Source organism: Aeromonas sp. QDB56, assembly GCF_027705505.1.
GTDB lineage: Bacteria > Pseudomonadota > Gammaproteobacteria > Enterobacterales > Aeromonadaceae > Aeromonas > Aeromonas caviae.
This window is the reverse complement of the sequence record NZ_JAPDBZ010000005.1, coordinates 25,852-48,213: the sequence shown is the minus strand read 5'-3', so window position 1 is coordinate 48,213 and position 22,362 is coordinate 25,852. Positions and strand designations below refer to the sequence as shown.

Annotated in this window: 14 protein-coding genes and 4 tRNA genes; 13 read left to right on the top strand and 5 right to left on the bottom strand. The window is 62.5% G+C overall.

Annotated features, from left to right (window positions below; translation table 11 throughout):
• Positions 1 to 61 precede the first annotated feature (61 nt).
• The 4 genes from spoT to OKB81_RS01590 all read left to right on the top strand — a co-directional run bounded on the left by spoT (position 62) and on the right by OKB81_RS01590 (position 4,967).
• Positions 62 to 2,179: a bifunctional GTP diphosphokinase/guanosine-3',5'-bis pyrophosphate 3'-pyrophosphohydrolase gene (gene spoT / locus OKB81_RS01605; RefSeq protein WP_053287968.1), complete on the top strand. Its 2,118-nt coding sequence runs from the start codon at positions 62 to 64 to the stop codon at positions 2,177 to 2,179.
• Between the two features lie 107 nt (positions 2,180 to 2,286).
• Positions 2,287 to 3,030, top strand: a complete 744-nt coding sequence (gene trmH / locus OKB81_RS01600) for a tRNA (guanosine(18)-2'-O)-methyltransferase TrmH (RefSeq protein WP_053287967.1) — start codon at positions 2,287 to 2,289, stop codon at positions 3,028 to 3,030.
• A complete protein-coding gene (locus tag OKB81_RS01595) occupies positions 3,020 to 4,060 on the top strand; it encodes an alpha/beta fold hydrolase (RefSeq protein ID WP_053287966.1) in 1,041 nt (346 codons plus the stop codon). The genes trmH and OKB81_RS01595 overlap by 11 nt, the downstream gene beginning before the upstream one ends.
• Positions 4,061 to 4,163: 103 nt before the next feature.
• Positions 4,164 to 4,967, top strand: a complete 804-nt coding sequence (locus OKB81_RS01590; protein WP_049637091.1) for a Cof-type HAD-IIB family hydrolase — start codon at positions 4,164 to 4,166, stop codon at positions 4,965 to 4,967.
• A gap of 70 nt (positions 4,968 to 5,037) precedes the next feature.
• Here OKB81_RS01590 and OKB81_RS01585 read toward each other — a convergent pair whose 3' ends face one another.
• From OKB81_RS01585 to OKB81_RS01565, 5 genes are all read right to left on the bottom strand, one after another.
• The gene (locus OKB81_RS01585) at positions 5,038 to 5,556 is read right to left on the bottom strand and encodes a ricin-type beta-trefoil lectin domain protein (protein WP_053287965.1); all 519 of its coding nucleotides are present in this window, start codon (positions 5,554 to 5,556) and stop codon (positions 5,038 to 5,040) included.
• Between the two features lie 171 nt (positions 5,557 to 5,727).
• Positions 5,728 to 5,804: transfer RNA gene (locus OKB81_RS01580), tRNA-Pro, on the bottom strand.
• A gap of 59 nt (positions 5,805 to 5,863) precedes the next feature.
• Positions 5,864 to 5,949, bottom strand: a tRNA-Leu gene (locus OKB81_RS01575).
• Between the two features lie 20 nt (positions 5,950 to 5,969).
• A tRNA-His gene (locus OKB81_RS01570) sits at positions 5,970 to 6,045 on the bottom strand.
• A 50-nt stretch (positions 6,046 to 6,095) separates the two neighbouring features.
• A tRNA-Arg gene (locus OKB81_RS01565) sits at positions 6,096 to 6,172 on the bottom strand.
• 263 nt (positions 6,173 to 6,435) lie between these two features.
• On the opposite strand from OKB81_RS01565, the gene OKB81_RS01560 reads away from it, so the two are divergent.
• The 9 genes from OKB81_RS01560 (at position 6,436) to OKB81_RS01520 (ending at position 22,349) form a co-directional block, all read left to right on the top strand.
• On the top strand, positions 6,436 to 7,026 hold the full coding sequence (locus OKB81_RS01560; RefSeq protein WP_042016162.1) for a TetR/AcrR family transcriptional regulator: 591 nt from the start codon (positions 6,436 to 6,438) through the stop codon (positions 7,024 to 7,026).
• Complete coding sequence (locus OKB81_RS01555; protein WP_039040661.1) at positions 7,023 to 8,129, top strand: efflux RND transporter periplasmic adaptor subunit; 1,107 nt, start codon at positions 7,023 to 7,025, stop codon at positions 8,127 to 8,129. Before OKB81_RS01560 ends, OKB81_RS01555 begins: the two co-directional genes overlap by 4 nt.
• A 15-nt stretch (positions 8,130 to 8,144) precedes the next feature.
• On the top strand, positions 8,145 to 11,225 hold the full coding sequence (locus tag OKB81_RS01550) for a multidrug efflux RND transporter permease subunit (protein WP_270805109.1): 3,081 nt from the start codon (positions 8,145 to 8,147) through the stop codon (positions 11,223 to 11,225).
• A gap of 120 nt (positions 11,226 to 11,345) precedes the next feature.
• Positions 11,346 to 13,304, top strand: a complete 1,959-nt coding sequence (locus OKB81_RS01545; RefSeq protein WP_270665096.1) for an ATP-binding protein — start codon at positions 11,346 to 11,348, stop codon at positions 13,302 to 13,304.
• 76 nt (positions 13,305 to 13,380) lie between these two features.
• Complete coding sequence (gene gorA / locus OKB81_RS01540; protein WP_270805108.1) at positions 13,381 to 14,730, top strand: glutathione-disulfide reductase; 1,350 nt, start codon at positions 13,381 to 13,383, stop codon at positions 14,728 to 14,730.
• Between the two features lie 448 nt (positions 14,731 to 15,178).
• Positions 15,179 to 16,861 (top strand): potassium-transporting ATPase subunit KdpA, encoded by a 1,683-nt coding sequence (gene kdpA, locus OKB81_RS01535; RefSeq protein ID WP_270805107.1) that lies wholly within the window; start codon positions 15,179 to 15,181, stop codon positions 16,859 to 16,861.
• A 55-nt stretch (positions 16,862 to 16,916) separates the two neighbouring features.
• Positions 16,917 to 18,974 carry a potassium-transporting ATPase subunit KdpB gene (kdpB, locus tag OKB81_RS01530; protein ID WP_270805106.1) on the top strand — a complete coding sequence of 686 codons (2,058 nt, stop codon included), beginning with the start codon at positions 16,917 to 16,919 and terminating at the stop codon, positions 18,972 to 18,974.
• A 156-nt stretch (positions 18,975 to 19,130) separates the two neighbouring features.
• Positions 19,131 to 19,658 (top strand): potassium-transporting ATPase subunit C, encoded by a 528-nt coding sequence (locus OKB81_RS01525; RefSeq protein WP_041212076.1) that lies wholly within the window; start codon positions 19,131 to 19,133, stop codon positions 19,656 to 19,658.
• 102 nt (positions 19,659 to 19,760) lie between these two features.
• Complete coding sequence (locus tag OKB81_RS01520; RefSeq protein ID WP_270805105.1) at positions 19,761 to 22,349, top strand: sensor histidine kinase; 2,589 nt, start codon at positions 19,761 to 19,763, stop codon at positions 22,347 to 22,349.
• Positions 22,350 to 22,362 lie beyond the last annotated feature (13 nt).

Genomic DNA, 22,362 nt, shown 5'->3' with positions numbered 1-22,362 from the left:
GCAAACTCGAGGGCATACCCTCAATTTCACGGATTGCCGTTTAACCGCTGCGGGGACTGTCTTGTATTTATTTGAAAATCTTAAAGAAATAGCCAGTTCCTACCTGCCACCCGAGCAGGTTGAGAAGCTCAGGCAAGCCTATGTGGTAGCCCGCGATGCTCACCAGGGACAGATGCGTTCCAGTGGTGAACCCTACATCACTCATCCCGTTGCCGTGGCCCGCATCCTGGGCGACATGCGCCTCGATCACGAGACCCTGATGGCTGCCGTGCTGCACGACGTCATCGAAGATACCCCTGTCACCAAGGACGATCTTGCCGAGCAGTTTGGCAACGCCGTCGCCGAGCTGGTCTCCGGTGTCTCCAAGCTCGACAAGCTGAAGTTCCGCGATCGCAAGGAAGCGCAGGTCGAGAACTTCCGCAAGATGATGATGGCCATGACCCAGGACATCCGGGTCATCCTCATCAAGCTGGCCGACCGCACTCACAACATGCGTACCCTCGGCTCCTTGCGACCGGACAAGCGCCGCCGCATCGCCCGGGAAACCCTCGAGATTTTCGCCCCCATCGCCAACCGCCTCGGTATTCACACCATGAAGAACGAGCTGGAAGAGCTCGGTTTCGAGGCGCTCTACCCCATGCGCTCCCGGGTACTGCGGGAATCGGTGCGCCGCGCCCGTGGCAACCGGCGCGAGATCATCGACTCCATCCAGAGCGAGATTGAGGGGCGTCTGCGGGAAGCCGGTATCGATGCCCAGGTAAGTGGACGCGAGAAGAACCTGTTCTCCATCTACAACAAGATGGAGAAGAAAGAACTGCAATTCCACGAAGTGATGGATATCTATGCTTTCAGAGTGAGAGTGAAAGACATAGACACCTGCTACCGGGTGCTTGGGCAGATGCACAGCCTCTACAAGCCGCGCCCCGGTCGCTTCAAGGACTACATCGCCATCCCCAAGACCAACGGCTACCAGTCCCTGCACACCTCCCTGGTGGGCCCCCACGGGGTACCGGTGGAGGTGCAGATCCGCACCGAGTTCATGGACCAGATGGCCGACAAGGGCGTCGCCGCCCACTGGGCCTACAAGCAGGATGGGGACAGCTCGGGCACCACGGCCCAGATCCGCGCCCAGCGCTGGATGCAGAGCCTGCTGGAGCTGCAACAGAGCGCCGGCAGCTCCTTCGAGTTCATCGAGGGAGTCAAGACCGACCTCTTCCCCGACGAGATCTATGTCTTCACACCGGAGGGCCGCATCATGGAGCTGCCCGCCGGCGCCACCCCGGTGGACTTCGCCTACACGGTGCACACAGACATCGGTCATGCCTGCGTCGGTTCCCGGGTCGACCGCCACCCCTATCCGCTGAGCAGCCCGCTGCACTCCGGTCAGACGGTGGAGATCATCACGGCCCCCGGCGCCCGCCCGAACGCGGCCTGGCTCAACTTCGTGGTGACCACCAAGGCGCGCTCCAAGATACGTCAGTTCCTCAAGAACCTGCGCACCGAAGAGTCCGTGGTGCTGGGCCGCCGCCTGCTCAACCATGCCCTCGGCGCCAAGAACATCGAAGACATCCCGGAAGCCCGCGTCAAGCAGGTGCTGGCCGATACCAAACACGAGAACCTGCAGGGGCTGCTGGCCGACGTGGGCCTTGGCAACGCCATGAGCGTCATGGTGGCACGCCGCATGCTGGGAGATGAACTGCCGCTGGAAGAGCAGCCCAAATCCACCAGCAAGAAGATGCCGATCAAGGGGGCCGACGGCATGCTGGTCACCTTCGCCAACTGCTGCCGCCCCATCCCGGGGGACGCCATCATTGCCCACATCAGCCCGGGCAAGGGACTGGTGATCCACCAGGAGTCCTGCCGCAACATCAAGGGCTACAGCCGCGAACCGGACAAATACCTGCCGGTGCAGTGGGAGGTGGACAAGGAGCAGGAGCAGGAATTCCGCACCGGCATCAGCATCGAGATCGTCAACCACCAGGGCGCCCTGGCGGAGCTGGCCAACGTGATTGCCGCCACCGGCGCCAACATCCACGCCATCAGCACCGAGGAGAAGGATGGCCGGGTCTATGTGGTCACCCTGCTCATCACCACCAAGAGCCGGATCCACCTCGCCAACATCATGCGCAAGATCCGGGTCATGCCCAACGTGCTCAGGGTGAGCCGACAGAAAAACTGAACACAGGCGGCGCAAGCCGCCTGCTGCTTTTCAAGAGATACCCAGGGCCCCATGCCGCAGGCCACCAGCCTTGTTGCATGCACCGGCCTCACGACATAGAAACCGACATGACTCCTGAACGCTTCAAACGCATTTCCGACATGCTGGCCATGCGCCAGCTCGACCTGACCGTCTGCATGGAAGAGGTTCATAAACCTCACAACCTGGCCGCCATCGTGCGCACCGCCGATGCCATCGGCATCCACCGGGTGCACGCGGTCTGGCCCAAGAGCTGGATCCACAAGCGCAAGGGCACTGCCCGCGGCAGCCAGAACTGGGTGGACGTGAAGCTGCACCCGGACATCGGCAGCGCGGTGGCCGAACTCAAGGCCTCCGGCATGCAGATCCTGGCGACCCACCTCTCCGACAGCTCCGTGGACTTTCGTGCCATCGACTACACCAGACCCACCGCCATCCTGGTGGGCCAGGAGAAGCACGGCATCGGCGAAGAGGCGCTGGCCCTGGCCGATCACCATATCGTCATCCCCATGGTAGGCATGGTGCAGTCCCTCAACGTCTCGGTGGCCGCCGCCGCCATCCTTTACGAGGCCCAGCGCCAGCGCGAACTGGCCGGCTGTTATCAGCGCGGCTGTCCACTCAGCCTGGAAGAGCAGAACACCATCTTGTTCGAGGGGGGCTATCCCGTCTATGCCCAGCTCTGCAAGGAGAAAGAGATGCACTACCCCCAGCTCGGTCCGGCCGGCGAGATCCTGGCGGACGAACGCTGGTGGCAGCAGATGCAGCTGACCCGCAAAGGATGGGCCGCCCAACAATCGGATGATCCTTCGGAAGAGTACACTGATGAAGCTTAACCACCTGCCCCTGCTGGCCCTGACCCTGTTTTCTGCCGGAGCCCTTGCCGTGAGCAATCCTTACCAGCTGACCACTGAAGCCGACGTCCCCGCCCTCTATCAGCAGACCCTGCCCGACTTCTGGCGCCAGCATGCCGTCGAGGGGGAGTTCAAGGGCAAGGACGGGGTCACCCTCCGCTATGCCGCCCTGCGCCAACCCAAGATCGATCGCGCCATCCTCATCGTCAACGGCCGGGTCGAGAGCTACCTCAAGTATCAGGAGCTGGCCTGGGATCTCTGGCGCCAGGGTTACAGCCTCTACCTCATCGATCATCGCGGCCAGGGAATGTCAGACCGCATGCTGGCCGACAAAGAGAAGGGGTATGTCGACCAGTTCGACGACTATGTCGCCGATCTCAAACAGTTTCATGACGAAGTGATTGTACCGGACAAGCCTGCCAAGCTGTTCCTGCTGGCCCACTCCATGGGGGGGGCCATCTCGGCCCGCTATCTGGAACGCTGGCCGAACGACATCCAGGCGGCGGTGCTCTCCTCCCCCATGATGGGCATCAACCTCGGCGGCCTGCCCAAGTGGCTGGCCAAGGGGTTGGCGGCCACCATCGGCACGGTCGGCGGCTGGGTGGGCGAGCCCCCCTACGGCCCGGGTCAGGGATCCTATGAGGATCACGGCTTTGCCGACAACGAGCTGACCCACAGCACGGCGCGTTATCAGGCCTTCCGCCAGATCTACGAACAGCATCCCCAGGTCAGGCTGGGGGGCGCCACCGCCCACTGGATCCATCAGGCCATCACAGGATCGGACGCGGCCGTGGCCGACGCCGGCGCCATCAAGACGCCGCTGCTGCTGCTGCAGGCCGGCGAGGACAGCGTGGTGGACAACGCCGCCCAGGAGGCCTTCTGCGCCAAGGCCCAATGTGAAGGGAGCAAGCCGCTGCGTATCGAAGGGGCCTGGCACGAGCTCTTCATCGAGGCGGATCCCCAGCGCCACGCCGCGCTCAATGCAACCCTGGCCTTCTTCGCGCGCTACTGACGCGACCAGAAGGGGCTGGTTATTTTTTGGATCCCTAAATAAATGGGGTGACGGCAGACGCTGGGGTACACTCCCCCGGCGTTCAATTGAAGTCGAGGTAATGATGTTCAAGGTAGTTGTGTCCGATCTCGATGGTACCCTGCTCAACGGGCAGCACCAGATCTCCTCCCGCACCCGGGATACCCTGCACCGCCTGGTCGACCAGGGCGTCAAGTTCGTGGTCGCCACCGGCCGTCACCATGTGGATGTGCGCAGCATCCGCGATGCACTGGGGCTGGATATCTACCTCATTACCTCCAACGGCGCCGTGGTACACGACAAGCAGGATCAACTGGTCTACAACCAGGCGCTACCGAGCACGGTGGCGGCCGAGCTGATCGCCATGGAACGCGACCCGTCCATCCACATCAACGTCTACTACGGCGACGAGTGGCTGGTGGAAGAGGAGCTGCCCTGGTTGCTGAAGTTCCATCACGACTCCGGCTTCAGCTACCGTCTGGCGGATCTCGCCAGCCACCCGAAGGACAGGGTCAACAAGGTGTTCTACATCGGCGACCACGACAAGCTGCTGAAGATAGAGGCGCACCTCAACCAGCAATATGGTGATCGACTCAACGTCACCTTCTCCCTGCCTGACTGCCTCGAGGTGATGCATGCCGGTGTGCACAAGGGTAATGCCGTGCGCGCCGTGCTGGAGCAGCACGGCCTGGAGATGTCCCAGGCCGTGGCCTTCGGCGATGGCATGAACGACTTCGAGATGCTGAGCATGGTGGGCCGTGGCGTGGTCATGGGCAACGCCCACGATCGCCTCAAACTGGCCCTGCCAGAGCACGAACAGACCCTCACTTCCGATGAAGATGGCGTTGCCGTCTATCTGGAGAAACTGTTCGCCTCCCAGACCCGCTGATACGGTACCCCCGTCGCGGATCGAAAAAGGGTGGCCACATGGGCCACCCTTTTTGCTTCTCGCCCTCTTGTCACCACACCAGAGCCGGGTGCATCAGACGGTTCAACAGCGTGCCGGAGGGCGTCCACTCAAAGCTCTGGTTTGCGCCGCCATAGCATTCGGCGAGGCGCAGGGGGACGGCCGGCTTGTGACGGCGACCCGCCACATCCAGGCACAGCGACACCTGCCGATTGAACAGACGATCCCCCTGCCACTGCCATTGATGGCTCTCCTCCCGGCACGCCTCCATCCCCAGACCATCCTCCCCTTTGGCGACCAGGCAATCCCCGGCCAGTTGCAGGGCACCGACATCCCAGCTGAATGATTGGTTCGATTGCTGATCACAGGGCTGAGTCAGCAGACGGCCCTGCTCGCTCAGGGTCACGCAGAAGCCACCACTGGTCACCAAGGTGGCCTCGAGTTCGGCCTTTGGCTTGGGGGCGGCGCCCATCAGAAGATCTTCCGGTTTTGGCTGCAGGGCGCAGCCGCCCAGCAGCAGTGCGGCCATGGCCAGCACGGAGAGTTGAAGAGAAGTGATATGGTGATGCATAGGCCTTGTATCTGGTCCGTGCCCGAGCGTCCCCTGTCTCGCGGCTCCGGGCCCCAGCATAGCGAACTCGTGGCGAACAGGCGCCTGAAGAAGTGTAAAAAGACGTGACAGGAAAAAGCGAAAGAGAAATGCCAAAAAGCAAAAACCCCGCCTGAGCGGGGTTTTCAAATGTGGTCGGTGATAAAGGATTCGAACCTTTGACCCTCTGGTCCCAAACCAGATGCGCTACCGGGCTGCGCTAATCACCGAGGGGGTATTCCAAAAACACAAAGATGACCATCTGGTCATCCTCGTCATACAGCAAGTATGGTGCGAAGAGAGGGACTCGAACCCTCACACCCGGGGGGCACTAACACCTGAAGCTAGCGCGTCTACCAATTCCGCCACCTTCGCGTACCTGACAAGCTGTAAAATGGGGTGGCTGATGGGGCTCGAACCCACGACAACCGGAATCACAATCCGGGACTCTACCAACTGAGCTACAGCCACCACAGCTGTTTTCGTTCTTCAACACGCCCGTTTAACCGGCGCACTTTTGATGGTGCGCCCGACAGGATTCGAACCTGTGACCTCTGCCTCCGGAGGGCAGCGCTCTATCCAGCTGAGCTACGGGCGCTACGCTGTCGAACGGGGCGCATTATTGATGATGATGCCGACCTTGTCTACTCTTTTTTTGACACAAAGAATCAAGTGCCTGTTTTTCAATCACTTCCGACCCTTTTCAACTATTTTTGTTTTGTTCAGGCTGGATCCAGCAATTCCCCACTACTTTTTGAATCCCTCACCCCATAGGGTCAAAGATGATGGGCAATGCTTGACTTGCCTTTGCGCCCACCTAGACTGAATGAACGTTCATTCAGTCGTTGACCTCTGATAACCATGGATAAGAAAGAACGCATTTTCGAAGCAGCTCACGAGATCCTCGGCGAGCAGGGCTTCTACGGCCTTTCCATTGCCGTGGTCGCCAAGAAAGCCAAGGTGGCGGCAGGTACCATATATCGCTATTTCAGCGACAAGGATGACCTGATCCGCCAGCTCTATCAGCACACTATCCTCAAGTTTCATCCCCTGGTCATGGAAGGTGTGCAGATAGAAGAGGTGTCCTATGAGCAGTATCGGCGCCTCTGGCTCAACATCGATGCCATCTTCACCAGCTACCCCAATGCACTCAAGTGCAAATTGCAGTACGAAAGTTCTCCATTGGGGGCTGAATTGGAGCGGGATCCGGTCATAATGGCGACGTGGGCGCCACTTGAGCGCTTCTTTGAGCAAGGACGCCAACAGGGACTCTTCATCGATCTCCCCATTCTGGTGTTGCAAGCATTGAGTCTGGATTGCGTGGCCAACCTGGCACAGCAGCGCCGGGTTCACGATTTCGAATTGACGCAGGAACAGCTGGAGACGGTCATCCGGGCCAGCTGGAATGCCATTTTAAACCCTAATGTTTCCATCACAGGAGCCTGTTCATGAAAAAGTGGATGGCCATCATGTTGCTGATAGCACTCGCCCTGTTTGGCAGTGTCATCGGCTTCAATATGTTCAAGCAGAAGAAGATTGCAGAGTTCATGGCCAATCGGCCCGAGCCCGAGTTCCCGGTCACCGCCATGGTCACCAAGGCGCAGGACTGGGTCCCCACCATTGAAGCCATCGGCTTCATCGAGCCGAACCAGGGGGTCACCCTCTCCAGCGAGCTGTCAGGCACCATCGACAGCATCCGGTTCGAATCGGGGGCACATGTCAAAGCGGATCAACTGCTGCTGAGCCTGGACTCCAGTGTGGAAAAAGCCAATCTGAACTCCTCCCAGGCCAGACTGCCGGCAGCCAGGGCCAAGTTCGAGCGCTACAAGAACCTCTATCAGAAGAACTCCATCTCCCGGGACCAGCTGGATGATGCCGAGGCAAGCTACCGCTCCCTGGAGGCGGACATCGACAGTCTGAAGGCCACCATCGCCCGTCGTGAGGTGCGAGCCCCCTTCAGCGGTGCCGTGGGCCTGCGCAACGTCTTCCTCGGCCAGTATCTGGAACCGGGTACCCAGATTGTGCGCCTCGAAGACACCAGCGTGATGCGCCTGCGCTTCACCGTGCCCCAGACCGATATCTCCAAAATCACCCTGGGACAGACCATCAAGATCAACGTGGATGCCTATCCCCAGACCCAGTTTGACGGCCAGATCACGGCCATCGAGCCCGCGGTCAACTATCAGAGCGGCCTGATCCAGGTGCAGGCAGACATTCCGAACAACGACGGCCAGCTCCGTTCCGGCATGTTCGCCCGCGCCAGCATCATACTGCCCACGGTGAAAGACCAGATCGTGATCCCGCAGTCCGCCATCTCCTTCACCCTCTATGGCGAGAACGTCTACGTCATTCACGAGGCTGACGGCGTGAAACGCGCCAAGCAGGTGGTGGTCAAGGCAGGTGAGCGTCGTGGCAACGATGTCCATGTGCTGTCCGGCATCAAGGCTGGCGATCAAATCGTGCTGTCGGGTCAGGTTCGCCTGAGCAACGATACCAAGGTGCACGTGGTCGAGAACGATGCCCTTGCCGTTCCGGCACAAACCCCGATGCTGTAAGCGCGGAGAGCTGCGATGCGATTTACTGACATATTCATAAAACGGCCTGTGCTGGCGATCTCACTCAGCTTCCTGATAGCCCTGCTGGGCTTCCAGGCCATCTTCAAGATGCAGGTGCGTGAATACCCCGAGGTGATCAACACCGTCATCACGGTCAACACCAGCTACTATGGCGCCAGTGCGGACCTGATCCAGGGCTTCATCACCCAGCCCCTGGAGCAGGCGGTCGCCCAGGCCGACAACATCGACTTCATGACCTCCTCGAGCCAATTGGGCAGTTCCACGGTGACGGCGTACATGAAGCTCAACACCGATCCGAACGCCGCGCTGTCCGACATCCTGGCCAAGGTCAACTCGGTGCGTTCCCAGTTGCCCAAAGAGGCGGAAGACCCTTCAGTCACCTCCTCCACCGGCTCCACCACGGCGGTGCTCTACATGGGCTTCACCAGCCCGGAGCTCAACTCCAGCCAGATCACCGACTACCTGGAGCGGGTCATCAAGCCCCAGCTGTTTACCGTGGGCGGGGTCTCCAAGGTGGATCTGTATGGCGGTGTCGAATTCGCCCTGCGGGTGTGGCTGGATCCGGCCAAGATGGCCGCCTTTGACCTGACCTCAAGCGACGTGATGACGGTGCTCAACAGCAACAACTATCAGTCCGCGACCGGCCAGGCCACCGGCTATTTCACCCTGTTCAACGGCAACGCCGAGACCCAGGTCGGCAACATCGAAGAGCTCAAGCGTCTGGTGGTCGCCACCCGCGACAGCAAGGTGATCCGTCTCTCCGACATCGCCAAGGTCTCCCTGGAGAAGAGCCACGACATCTATCGCGCCAGCGCCAACGGCCGCGAGGCCGTAGTTCTGGCCATCAACGCAGCCCCGACAGCCAACCCCATCAACATCGCCCACGATGTGCTGGAGCTGCTGCCGAGCCTGAAGCGCAACATGCCGAGCACCATGCAGGTGAACGTCCTGTATGACTCCACCATCGCCATCAACGAATCCATCCACGAGGTCATCAAGACCATACTGGAGGCGGCCGCCATCGTACTGGTGGTGATCACCCTGTTCCTCGGTTCGTTCCGGGCGGTCATCATCCCCATCATCACCATTCCCCTGAGCCTCATCGGCGTGGTGATGATGATGGACATGTTCGGCTTCTCCATAAACCTCATGACTCTGCTGGCGATGGTGCTGGCCATCGGTCTGGTGGTGGATGACGCCATCGTGGTGCTGGAGAACGTCGACCGTCACATCAAGGAAGGGGAAGAGCCGTTCCGGGCCGCCATCATAGGTACCCGGGAGATCGCCGTGCCCGTCATCGCCATGACGGTCACCCTGGCGGCGGTGTATGCGCCCATCGCCCTGATGGGGGGCATCACCGGCTCCCTGTTCAAGGAGTTCGCGCTGACCCTGGCGGGCGCCGTGTTCGTCTCGGGCATCATCGCCCTGACCCTGTCGCCCATGATGTGCGCCAAGATGCTCAGGGCCAACGAGGAGCCCGGCAAGTTCGAGCGTACCGTACACGATCTGCTGGACCGGATGACGGCCCGCTACGACGCCATGCTCCATGCCGTGATGCAAAAGCGCATCGTGGTCATCCTGTTTGCCGTCATCGTGTTCGCCAGCCTGCCGCTGCTGTTCAAGTTCATTCCGAGCGAGCTGGCCCCGTCCGAGGACAAAGGCGTCATGGCGGTGCTGGGGACGGCCCCTTCCAACGCCAACCTGGACTACATCGAAAACACCATGGCGGATGTGAACAAAGTCCTGGACGACCAGCCGGAGATCGCTTACTCCCAGGTCTTCTCAGGGGTGTTCAACTCCAATCAGGCGTTCGGTATCGCCTCCATGGTGCCCTGGAGCCAGCGTGAAGCGAGCCAGAAAGAAGTGCTGGATCGGGTCGCCGGTCTGGTGAAGGACATCCCCGGGATGGCCATCACCACCTTCCAGTTCCCGGAACTGCCGGGGGCCTCGAGCGGTCTGCCCATCCAGTTCGTCATCACCACCCCGAACAGCTTCGAGAGCCTGTTCCTGATCGCGGGTGAGATGCTGGCGGCAACCCAGGCCAACGGCCAGTTCGTCTATTCGGATCTCGATCTGAACTACGACTCGGCCACCATGAAGATCAGCATCGACAAGGACAAGGCGGGTGCCTACGGCATCACCATGCAGGACATCGGCATCACCATGGGCACCATGATGGCGGACGGTTACGTCAACCGTATCGACCTGGATGGCCGCTCCTACGAGGTGATCCCGCAGGTGGAGCGCAAGTTCCGTCTCAACCCCGAGTCCATCAAGGGCTACTACGTGCGTGCCGCCGACGGCAAGTCGATCCCGCTGGGCAGCCTGATCAAGATTGAAGTGAAGGGAGAGCCCCGTGCCCTGCCCCACTTCAACCAGCTGAACTCCGCCACCATCGGCGCCGTGCCGGCACCGGGCGTGGCCATGGGGGATGCGATCAACTGGTTCAAGGCGACCGCGGAAGAGAAGCTGCCCCAAGGCTATCGTTACGACTTCATGGGTGAAGCCCGCCAGTTCGTGACCGAAGGCAGTGCCCTGTACGCCACCTTCGCCCTGGCCCTGGCCATCATCTTCCTGGTGCTGGCGATCCAGTTCGAATCCGTGCGTGACCCGCTGGTCATCATGGTGTCGGTGCCGCTGGCCATCAGTGGCGCGCTGATCGCCCTGGCGTGGGGCATGGCCACCATGAACATCTACTCCCAGGTCGGTCTCATCACCCTCGTCGGTCTGATTACCAAGCACGGTATTCTGATCTGCGAGGTGGCGAAGGAGGAGCAGCTGCTCCATGGTCTGAACCGGATGCAAGCCGTCATGCAGGCTGCCAAGGTCCGTCTGCGCCCCATCCTGATGACCACGGCGGCGATGATCGCAGGCCTCATCCCGCTGCTCTATGCCTCGGGTGCGGGGGCGGCACAGCGCTTCAGCATCGGCATCGTCATCGTGGCGGGTCTGGCCATCGGCACCCTGTTCACCCTGTTCGTGCTGCCGGTCATCTACACCTTCCTGGCATCCGAGCACAAGCCGCTGCCGGAATTCGACGAATCCATCCCGGCAAAAGCCAAGGGCGGTCACTGATCCCAGCCCACACAAAAAAGGCCCCGAAAGGGGCCTTGTTTTTATCCATTGGATGACACACGACATAAGTCCATGAAGCAGTTAAACTAAACCGCACTCAATCCAGACCGCAAGGACGCCATGTCAGGAATCTTCTCCAAGGCCGTCGGCCTTAACGGACTCTCTTATCGTCTGCTTTCCTACATTCTGATCTGCAGTACGGTGCTGGCACTGCTCATCACCGTGCTTCAGCTCGCCTGGGACTACAACAAGGATGTGACCGTCATCGAGGCCAGCATCGGCCAGATCGAGGCCTCCTTCCTGCAACCCATCTCGGCCAGTCTCTGGAATCTGGATGAAGAGCAGGTGAAGGTGCAGATCGAGGGCATCATGAACCTGCCCAACATGCAGTTCGTCATGGTCAAGGAGATGCTGGGCAATTCGGAAGTGCCCCTGCTCACCCAGGGAGTGGAGCAGCCCCAATACGACATCTCCCGCGAGTTCACCCTGAGCTATCAGGGGGAAGTGGTCGGCAAGCTGTTCGTCGCCGCCTCCCTGGAGCAGGTCTACCAGCGCCTCATCGAGAAATCCGTGCTGATCCTGGTCAGCCAGACCATCAAGACCCTGGTCGTCTCGTTCTGCATCCTGGTCATCATCTACTATCTGGTGATCCGTCACATCAACCGCATCGTCAGCTATGCCCAGAAACTGAGCCTGGATCGCCTCGCGGTGGAGCTGACCCTGGAGGGTCGCCCCCTGCCCCGCAAGTCCCCTGACGAATTCGATACCCTGGCCGCCACCCTCAACCAGATGCGCACCCGGCTGAACGACGAGTTCACGGCACGCCATCAGGCCGCCGATCAGCTCCAGCAGGAGCGGGACTTCTCCGCCACCTTGATCAACTCCGCCAACATGGTCATCTGCTGCATGGAGCCGGATCTCAACATCGCCAGCATCAACCCGGCGGCCATCCTGCTCACCGGCTATCACCACCAGGAGCTGTTGCAGCACAACTGGCTGGATCTGTTCGTCAGCAAGGAGCAGCGTGACGAGCTGGCCGCCACCCTGGCCGATCAGGGCGCCCTGGAGGACAGGGAGATCACCATGCACGACCAGCAGGGCAACGAGCTGGTACTGCAGTGGACCTTCGCTCCCTTCTACGAGGGGCCCAACCTCAAGTACCTGATCGGCTTTGGCTATGACATCACCCCCCTCAAGAAGGTGGAGCGGGAGATCACCCTGTTCAACGAGCAGCTGGAAGGCAAGGTGGCGGAACGCACCCGCAGCCTGAGCGATGCCAACGACCAGCTGGGCAAGGCCTATGACGATCTCAAGCAGGCCCAGCAGACCCTGGTGGAGTCGGAGAAGATGGCCTCCCTCGGTTCCCTTGTTGCCGGCGTGGCCCACGAGATCAACACGCCCATCGGCATCAGCGTCACCGCCTCCTCCTACCTGCAGGAGCGGGTGGCCGACTTCAAGCAGCATATCGAGGCCAAGCAGCTCTCCCGCACCTACCTCAACGAATTCACGCAGAATCTCGACGAGTCGATGCAACTGCTGCAAGGCAACCTGAGACGCGCCTCAGAACTCATCGCCAGCTTCAAGCAGGTAGCGGTCGATCAGTCCTCCGAGGCCCGATACAACTTCAGCCTCGCCGACAACCTGCATCAGGTGGTGGTCTCCCTCGGCTACAAGCTCAAGAAGGCCCAGTGCGAGGTGGACATCCAGTGCGATCCCAAGCTGAGCATCTACTCCTTCCCGGGCAGCTTCACCCAGATCTATTCCAACCTGATCCTCAACTCCATCCATCACGGTTTCGATGGCTGGGACAGGCCCAGAAAGATCACCATCCAGGTGGCGCAGCAGGGAGACGAGCTGGTCATCGACTACAGTGACAACGGTCGCGGCATCCCGCCGGAGATACTGCCGCGCATCTTCGATCCCTTCGTCACCTCCAAGCGGGGCCATGGCGGCAGCGGGCTCGGCACCCACATCATCTACAACCTGGTGGTGCAACTGCTGCGCGGCCGCATCCACTGCGCCAGCGAACCGGGGCAGGGTACCCAGTTCCACATTCGCCTGCCCATCCAGCAGAACTGAGCACCGGCTCTTGTGAGCCGGCCGCTTTGTCCCCATCATGCTGTGACTGCATTCTTAACGAGCGGAGAACCTCGCAATGGCACAGCATTTTGACTACATCGCCATCGGTGGCGGCAGCGGCGGCATCGCCTCGGCCAACCGGGCAGCCATGTACAGCAAGAAAGTCGCCCTGATCGAAGCCAAAGAGCTGGGTGGCACCTGCGTCAACGTCGGCTGCGTACCGAAGAAGGCCATGTGGTATGCAGGCCAGATCGCCGATGCCCTGAAATATGGCGCCGACTACGGCTTCGACACCACGCTCAACCACTTCAGCTGGGCCAAGCTGGTCGAATCCCGTCAGGCCTATATCGGGCGCATTCACCAGTCCTACCAAAACGTGCTGGGCAAGAACCAGATCACCGTCATCAAGGGCTTCGCCCGCTTCGTCGACAGCCATACCGTCGAGGTGAACGGCGAGCAGTACAGCGCCGATCACATCCTGATTGCCACCGGCGGCCGCCCCGAGGTCCCGACCATTCCGGGCGCCGAACTGGGTATCGACTCCGACGGTTTCTTCGACCTGAAAAGCCAGCCCAAACGGGTTGCCGTGGTGGGTGCCGGCTATATCGCCGTGGAGATAGCAGGCGTGATGCAGGCTCTTGGCTCCGAGACCCATCTGGTGGTGCGCAAACATGCGCCGCTGCGCAACTTCGACCCCATGATCCACGAGACCCTGGTGGAGATCATGGCGCAGGAAGGGCCCAAGCTGCACACCCACGCCATTCCCAAGGCCGTCATCAAGAACGCCGACGACAGCCTGACCCTGCAACTGGAAGATGGTCGCCACCTCACCGTGGACTGCCTCATCTGGGCCATCGGTCGCGTGCCTGCCACCGACAACCTCAATCTGGCTGCCACCGGCATCACCCTGGACGAGAAGGGCTTCATCCCCACCGACAAGTTCCAGAACACCGCCGTCGCCAACCTCTATGCCGTCGGTGACAACACCGGCCGCATCCAGCTCACCCCGGTGGCTGTCGCGGCAGGCCGCCGCCTCTCGGAGCGGCTGTTCAACAACAAGCCTGGCGAGCACCTCAACTACGATCTGGTGCCGACCGTGGTGTTCAGCCACCCGCCCATCGGCACTATCGGCCTGACCGAGCCGGAAGCCGTTGCCGAGTACGGGGAAGATCAGGTGAAGGTCTACCGCAGCCAGTTCACCGCCATGTACTCGGCCCTGACCCAGCATCGCCAGCCCACCCGGATGAAACTGGTCTGCGTCGGGCCGGAAGAGAAGGTAGTCGGCCTGCACGGCATCGGCTTCGCCATGGACGAGATCCTGCAAGGCTTCGGCGTCGCCATGAAGATGGGCGCCACCAAGGCGGACTTCGACAACTGCGTTGCCATCCATCCGACCAGTGCGGAAGAGTTTGTGACCATGCGATAAGCGGGGTTGAAGCTGGCCTGTCATTATCAGACCAGCTTCTACAACTGTGTTTCCACTCACCATCCGACCAGCGCGGAAGAGTTTGTGACCATGCGATAAGCGGGGTTGAAGCTGACCTCATCACCATCGGGTCAGCTTCCACCACTTGCTACCAAAACCCGGCTCAGGCCGGTTTTTTTGTGCCTTGCCTGTCCACCAGCCAACAAAACCTGCCTTCTCTACGCCGATTTTACGCCAGCCAAATTCGGCTTTATGGCGCCTTTACGCCCGTTTTACATACCCTTTCAGCGTCAATGAGACCTATGGGATCGACACGGATATGCATCGATCCCTGACGCTAATTACCTCAACGGAGTCGTTATGAATTGGCTATATCTGCTGCTGGTCCTCGCCCTCGCGGGTTATCTGCTGCGCGCCCTCGCGCGCACCCATGAGTGAGGAACCGGATATGTGGCAAGAGATCATCTATCCCGTCGCGTTCGTGCTGCTGGTGCTGCTGCCGGCGCCTCTGCTTGGCAACTACCTCTATCGGGTGTTTGAAGGCAAGAGTCGCTGGCTGGCCCCGCTTGAGCGCGCCACCCTGGCCTGCTGCGGTACGGACGGGCGCGAGCAGGACTGGAAGTCCTACGCCCTCAGCCTGCTGGCCTTCAACGGCGCCGGCTTCGGCCTGCTGTTCCTGATCCTGCTGGCGCAGGGTCTGCTGCCTCTCAACCCGCAGCAGCTGCCCGGACTGAACTGGCAACTCGCCTTCAACACCGCGGTCAGCTTTATGACCAACACCAACTGGCAGGCCTACTCCGGCGAAGCCAGCCTCTCCTACTTCAGCCAGATGGTGGGGCTCACCACCCAGAACTTCGTCTCCGCCGCCACCGGCGCTGCCGTCGCCATCGCCCTGTTTCGCGGCATCGCCTGCCAACAGACCACCCACCTCGGCAACTTCTGGCAGGATCTGGTGCGCTTCTGTCTCTACGTGCTGCTGCCAATGGCGCTGATCCTAGCGCTGCTGCTGGTCTGGCAGGGGGTGCCCCAGAGCCTGTCGGCCTACCTGCCGTTCCACGCCCTGGAAGGGCAGGAGCAACTGCTGCCGCTCGGCCCGGCGGCCTCCCAGATCGCCATCAAGCAGCTCGGCTCCAACGGCGGCGGCTTCTTCGGCATCAACTCGGCCCATCCGTTCGAAAACCCCACCGCCCTCTCCAACTGGCTGGAGATGGTCGCCCTGCTGACGCTGGCCGCCGCCATGGTCTGCACCCTGGGGCGCTACGTGAAGGATCTGGCCCACAGCCGCGCCATCCTCATCGCCATGACCATCATGCTGCTGCTGGGGCTCTGCCTCGCCATCGGCCAGGAGCTGAAGCCGGATCCCGCCCTCGCCCACCTCACCAGCGAAGCCGACAACTGGGAAGGCAAGGAGAGCCGCTTCGGCCCCGTGCTCTCCAGCATCTGGGAAGTGGCCACCACCGCCGCCTCCAACGGCTCGGTCAACGCCATGCACGACAGCTTCACCCCCCTCGGCGGCATGGTCGGCATGATCAACATGCTGCTGGGTGAAGTGGTGTTCGGCGGCGTCGGTGCAGGCATCTACGGCATGATGCTGTTCGTGCTGCTGACCGTGTTCCTGTGCGGCCTGATGGTGGGGCGCACCCCCACCTATCTGGGCAAACGGCTCGGCATCACCGAGATGAAGTGGGTGGTCGCCAGCATGCTGGTGATGCCGGTCGGGGTATTGGTGATCGGCGGCATTACCCTGCTGATGCCGAACTCCGCCACCGTCATCGGTCACGATGGCCCCCATGGCCTGTCACGACTGATCTATGCCTACGCCTCGGCCGCCGGCAACAACGGCTCCGCCTTCGCCGGCTTTGCCGCCGCCGACAGCTGGCAGTGCATCGCCATCGGGCTGGCCATGCTGCTCGGCCGCTTCGGCTACATCATTCCGGTGCTGGCCATCACCGGCCAGCTGGCCCGCGCCCCTCGTCAGGAGACGAGCGAAGGGGACTTCCCCGTCAGCGGCCCGCTCTTCATCACCCTGCTGATCGTCACCGTGCTGCTGATGGGGGGTCTCTCCTTCCTGCCGGTGCTGGCGCTGGGCCCGGTGGCGGAACACCTGAGCCTGCTGGGAGGAGCCTTCTGATGCTGCACCTCCGACTGATCTGCGTGACCAACTATTCGATGCAGGGAGCTTTCCAATGAGTAAATCCGCTTCAATGAGCACCGACACCATTCAGGTGAAGGGCAAGAAACAGAAATCACAGATCCTGCAGGCCATGGTGGAAGCCCTCTATCGCTTCAATCCCAGGGCGCTGCTCGGCAGCCCCATCCTGTTCACCCTCTGGCTGGCGGCCATGATGGCGACCCTGGAGTCGCTGCTGGGGCAACCGCTCTCCGGCGTCGCTCCTTCTCTGGCCTGGCAGCTGACCGCCTGGCTCTGGCTCACCCTCTGGTTTGCCAACTTCGCCGAGACCCTGGCCGAGGGGCGCGGCAAGGCGCGGGCCGACAGTCTGAAGGCCGGCATGAGCCAGCTCAAGGCACGTCGAGTCACCAGCCCGCAGGATGACAAGGGCGAGTGGGTACCGGCCACCAGCCTGCTCAAGGGCGATCTGGTGCTGGTGCGCAGCGGCGAGATGATCCCGGCCGACGGCGAAGTGGTCGCCGGCATCGCCTCGGTCAACGAGGCTGCCATCACCGGCGAATCCGCCCCCGTCATCCGCGAGTCGGGCACCGACCGCAGCGGCGTGACCGGCAACACCACCATCGTCTCCGACCAGATCTGGGTGCACATCAGCAACAACCCGGGCGAAAGCACGCTGGATCGCATGATTGCGCTGGTGGAAGGGGCCAAGCGGCAGAAGACCCCCAACGAGATGGCGCTGGACGCCCTGTTGGTGGGGCTGACCTTGATCTTCCTGCTGGTGGTGGCCACCCTGCCCTGGTTCCTCGACTACAACGGCACCCAGGTGCCCCGGCTCTATCTGCTGGCGCTGTTCATCACCCTGATCCCGACCACCATCGGCGGTTTGCTCTCCGCCATCGGCATCGCCGGCATGGACCGGCTGGTGAAGCTCAACGTGATCGCCAAGTCGGGCCGGGCGGTGGAAGCCGCCGGCGACGTGCGCACCCTGCTGCTGGACAAGACCGGCACCATCACTTTCGGCAACCGGATGGCGGACGAGCTGATCCCGGCCCCCGGCGTGGATCCCTCCCTGCTGGCTCAGGCCGCCATGCTGGCCTCGCTCGGTGACAACACGCCGGAAGGCAAATCCATCCTGACCCTGGCGGGCAAGAGCCACACCAGACCGAGCCAACTGGAGAGCGACATCATCATCCCCTTCAGCGCCGAGACCCGGCTGAGCGGGCTGGATCGCAACGGCCATCACTATCGCAAGGGGGCGGTGGACGCGGTGCTGCGCTACCTCTCCCTCGATCGCAAGGCGGTGCCCGAGCTCATCCTCAAATCGGTGGACAACATCGCCCGCCAGGGGGGTACCCCGCTGCTGGTCTGTACCCATGAGAAGCTGCTGGGGGTAGTGTTCCTCAAGGACATCATCAAGCCGGGCATCAAGGCACGCTTCCAGATCCTGCGCCACATGGGGATCCGCACCGTGATGATCACCGGTGACAACCCGCTGACCGCCGCCGCCATCGCCGCCGAAGCCGGGGTAGATGACTTCATCGCCGAGGCGACGCCGGAGAAGAAGCTGGCCTACATCCGTCAGGAGCAGGCCGACGGCCGGCTGGTCGCCATGTGCGGGGACGGCGCCAACGACGCCCCGGCGCTGGCCCAGGCCGACGTGGGGCTGGCCATGAACGAGGGGACTCAGGCAGCCAAGGAGGCGGGCAACCTGGTGGATCTCGACTCCAACCCCACCAAGCTGCTGGACGTGGTGCTGGTGGGCAAGCAGCTGCTGGTGACCCGCGGCGCCCTGACCACCTTCTCCATCGCCAACGACGTTGCCAAGTACTTCGCCATCCTGCCGGCCCTGTTTATCGCCGCCTATCCGCAGCTGGGGGCGCTGAACCTGATGCAGCTGGGCAGTCCGGAGAGCGCCATCCTGTCGGCCATCATCTTCAACGCCCTGATCATCGTCGCGCTGGTGCCGCTGGCCCTGCGCGGGGTCAGCCTGAAGGGAACGGCGGCCAGCCTGCTGCGCCGCAACCTGCTGATCTACGGCGTCGGCGGCCTGATAGTGCCTTTCATAGGTATCAAGCTGATCGACCTGGTCATCACCGGCCTGGGACTGGTGTGATGAAAACGCCGCGCGATGGTATCCACGGCCAGATCGTGCACCCATGCATCGGCATCAAGTTGATCGACCTGGTCATCACCGGCCTGGGCCTAGTGTGACTACATAGCGGGGTGCAGGCCTGGCTTGTACCCCATCAATCTTTTGGAGCAAAAAATCATGATAGCAATCAGAACCCTGCTGACCCTGACCCTGCTGCTGGGGGTGGCATATCCGCTGGCCGTCACCGGGCTGGCCCAGCTGCTCTTCCCCTGGCAGGCCAACGGCAGCCTGCTCACCAACGCCAAGCAGCAGGTGGTCGGCAGCGCCCTGCTGGCCCAGAAATTCGAGCGGGCCGACTACTTCCACTCCCGCCCCTCCGCCAGCGATTTCGCCACCATAGGTGGCGGCGGAAGCAACCTGGGGATGAGCTCGCCGCTACGGGCCGAGTTTGCCGCCGCTGCGGCCAGGGCGCAGCCGGAAGCCAGGGTCCCCGCCCTGCTGACCCGCTCCGCCTCCGGCCTCGATCCCCATCTGCCCCTCGATGCAGCGCTGGCCCAGGTGGATAGGGTCGCCGGGCAACGGGGGCTGGATCCCGTTCAGTTGACGGAGCAGGTCAAGTCGGCGGCACAAGCTGGTATCCTTGGCCCGCAGGTGGTCAACATTCTCCAGTTGAACCTGCAACTCGATCATCAAAAGGGCGCCTGAGGGCGCTCCTTGCCGTTCGGGAAGGCTCCCTTTCGACAACGGGGACAAGCATGAGCAATGAGGTCACGGCCGCAGTTCGGCCGATGCAACGGGAGCACGGGGATGCGTGATGAGGTGAGGGCAGACGCCCTGCTGGCGAGCCTGGAGCAGGAGCACAGGGGCAAGCTGAAGGTGTTTCTCGGCGCGGCCCCCGGCGTCGGCAAGACCTACGCCATGCTGCAGGCGGTGCGGGAGCAGGCCAGGGAGGGAGTCGACATCCTGATCGGGGTGGTGGAAACCCACGGCCGCCAGGAGACCCTGGCCCTGCTCGACAAGCTCGCCATCCTGCCGCGCACACTGCACCTGCACCGCCAGCAGCGGCTGGAGGAGATGGATCTGGACGGTCTGCTGGCGCGCAAGCCCGCCATCGCCGTGGTGGACGAGCTGGCCCACAGCAACGCCCCCGGCAGCCGCCACGAGAAGCGCTGGCAGGATGTAGAGGAGCTGCTGGGCGCCGGCATCGACGTCTACACCACCCTCAACGTGCAGCACCTGGAGAGCCTCAACGATCTGGTGTGGCAGCTGACCGGGGTCAGGGTCAAGGAGACCCTGCCGGATCAGGTGCTGCTGGAGGCCGACAGCCTGGTGCTGATCGACCTCCCCCCCAAGGAGCTGCTCGGCCGCCTCAAGGAGGGTAAGGTCTATGTGCCCCACCAGGCCAAGGCCGCTCTGCAGTCTTTTTTCTCTCTGAACAACCTGACCGCCCTGCGGGAGCTGGCGATGCAGACCGCCGCCAGCCACGTGGAGGGGGATCTGCAGTTGCAGTGGCAGGCCGCCGGCAAGACCACACTGCCGCTGCGGGGCAAGCTGATGGTCTGCATCGGGGATGAGCACGGCGCCGCCCTGGTGCGTTACGGCCACCGCTTCGCCCAGCGCAGGCAACTGCCCTGGCTGGTGGTGCACATCGACAGCAAGGGGCAACGCTCCCCCGAGCTGGAGCAGGCGCTGGCCCTCGCCTCCCAGTTGGGGGCCAGGGTGCTGACCCTCTCCAGCCCGGCCGTGGCCGATGCCCTGCTGGAGACCGCCGAACAGCAGCAGGTGTCCCAATTGCTGCTCGGCAAATCCCGCAACCCGCCCTGGCGTCGATCCCTGGTACAGCACCTGCTCAAACAGGCGCAGGGATTCGAGATCACGCTGGTGGATACCGAGAAGCGCAAGCCCGGTCTGACCCTGCCAACGGCAGGCCCGGGTGAGCTTCGCCAGAGCCTGCTGGTGGTGGCCATCATGGGGGGGACCTCGGCCGCGGTCTGGGCCCTCTCCCACTGGCTGCCCCCCGCCTCCCTGCCCATGCTGTTCGTGCTGGGGGTACTGGCCACCGCGCTCACCACCAGCCTGGTCCCCGCCATCCTGGCCGCCGTGCTGGGATTCGTCGGCCACAATCTGCTGTTCACCTTCCCCTACTTCTCCCTGAGCGTGGCCAGCCACAGCGACCTGCTCACCCTGTTCGTGCTGCTCATCGTCGGCATCGCGGCCGGGCGCCTCGCCTCCCGCCAGCGTCAGCAACTGGTCAGTCTGCGCGAGACCCAGCAACTGGGCAACGCCCTGCTCTCCCTGAGCCAGGGACTGGCCACCGCCAGCAGCCCGGTGGACGTGCTGAGACAGGGAACCCAGGCCATCGCCCTCGCCCTTGGGCAGCCCGTGTTCGCGCTCGATGGGGATTACCAGTACCGGGCCGGTGACACCCAAACCGGGCCGGGCCAGACCGACAAGGCCGCCATCGACTGGTGCCTGGCCCAGAAGCAGAGCGCCGGTGCCCATACCGCCACCCTCAACGCCGCCGAGGCTCAGTATCATCACCTCGGCGATGACCTGGTGCTGGGCATCCGGCTGGCCAGCCCGCTCACCTCCGCCGCCGAGCACCAGCTGCAGGCCCTGCTCACCGATATCCGCGCCGCCCTGGCGCGGATCGATCTCAACGAGCGGCTGGCGGACAGCCAGTTGCAGGCGGAGACCGACCGGATGCGCGCCGCCCTGCTCTCCTCGGTCTCCCACGACCTGAAGACGCCGCTGGCCACCATCATGGGGGCCGGCAGCACCCTGCTGGAATACGGGGACCGGATAAGTGCGGAGGACCGCATCGAACTGCTGCACTCGGTGCAGGACGAGGCGCGCCGCCTGCACGGCTATGTGCAGAACCTGCTGGACATGACTCGCATCGGCTCACCGGACTTCCAGTTGAAACGGGACTGGGTCGACCTGGCGGACCTGGTGGAGAGCGCCCGCCGCCGGCTCGACTCCTCCTGGCGCCAGCACAAGCTGCTGGTGCACTTCGATCAGCAGATCCCCCGGCTCTATGTGCACGGCGCCCTGATCGAGCAGGTGCTGGTCAACATCCTCGACAACGCCTCCCGCTACTCGCCGGCCGGCACCCCCATCGAGTTCAAGGTGATGCTGGCGGACCCCGACCTCATCATCGACATCATCGATATCGGGGTCGGCATCGCCGAGTCGGATCGGGACAAGATCTTCAATCTGTTCTACACCCAGCCGGTCGGCGACTGCGGCAGCCGCGGCACCGGGCTTGGCCTCGCCATTTCCCGCGCTATGATAGAGGTCCACGGCGGCCGCATCTGGGCATTCGCCGGCCCCAACGGCAACGGCACCTGCATGCGCATCTCCCTGCCGCTGGCCCTCAACGCACCGGCGGCCTGATGGTCGCCGCCCT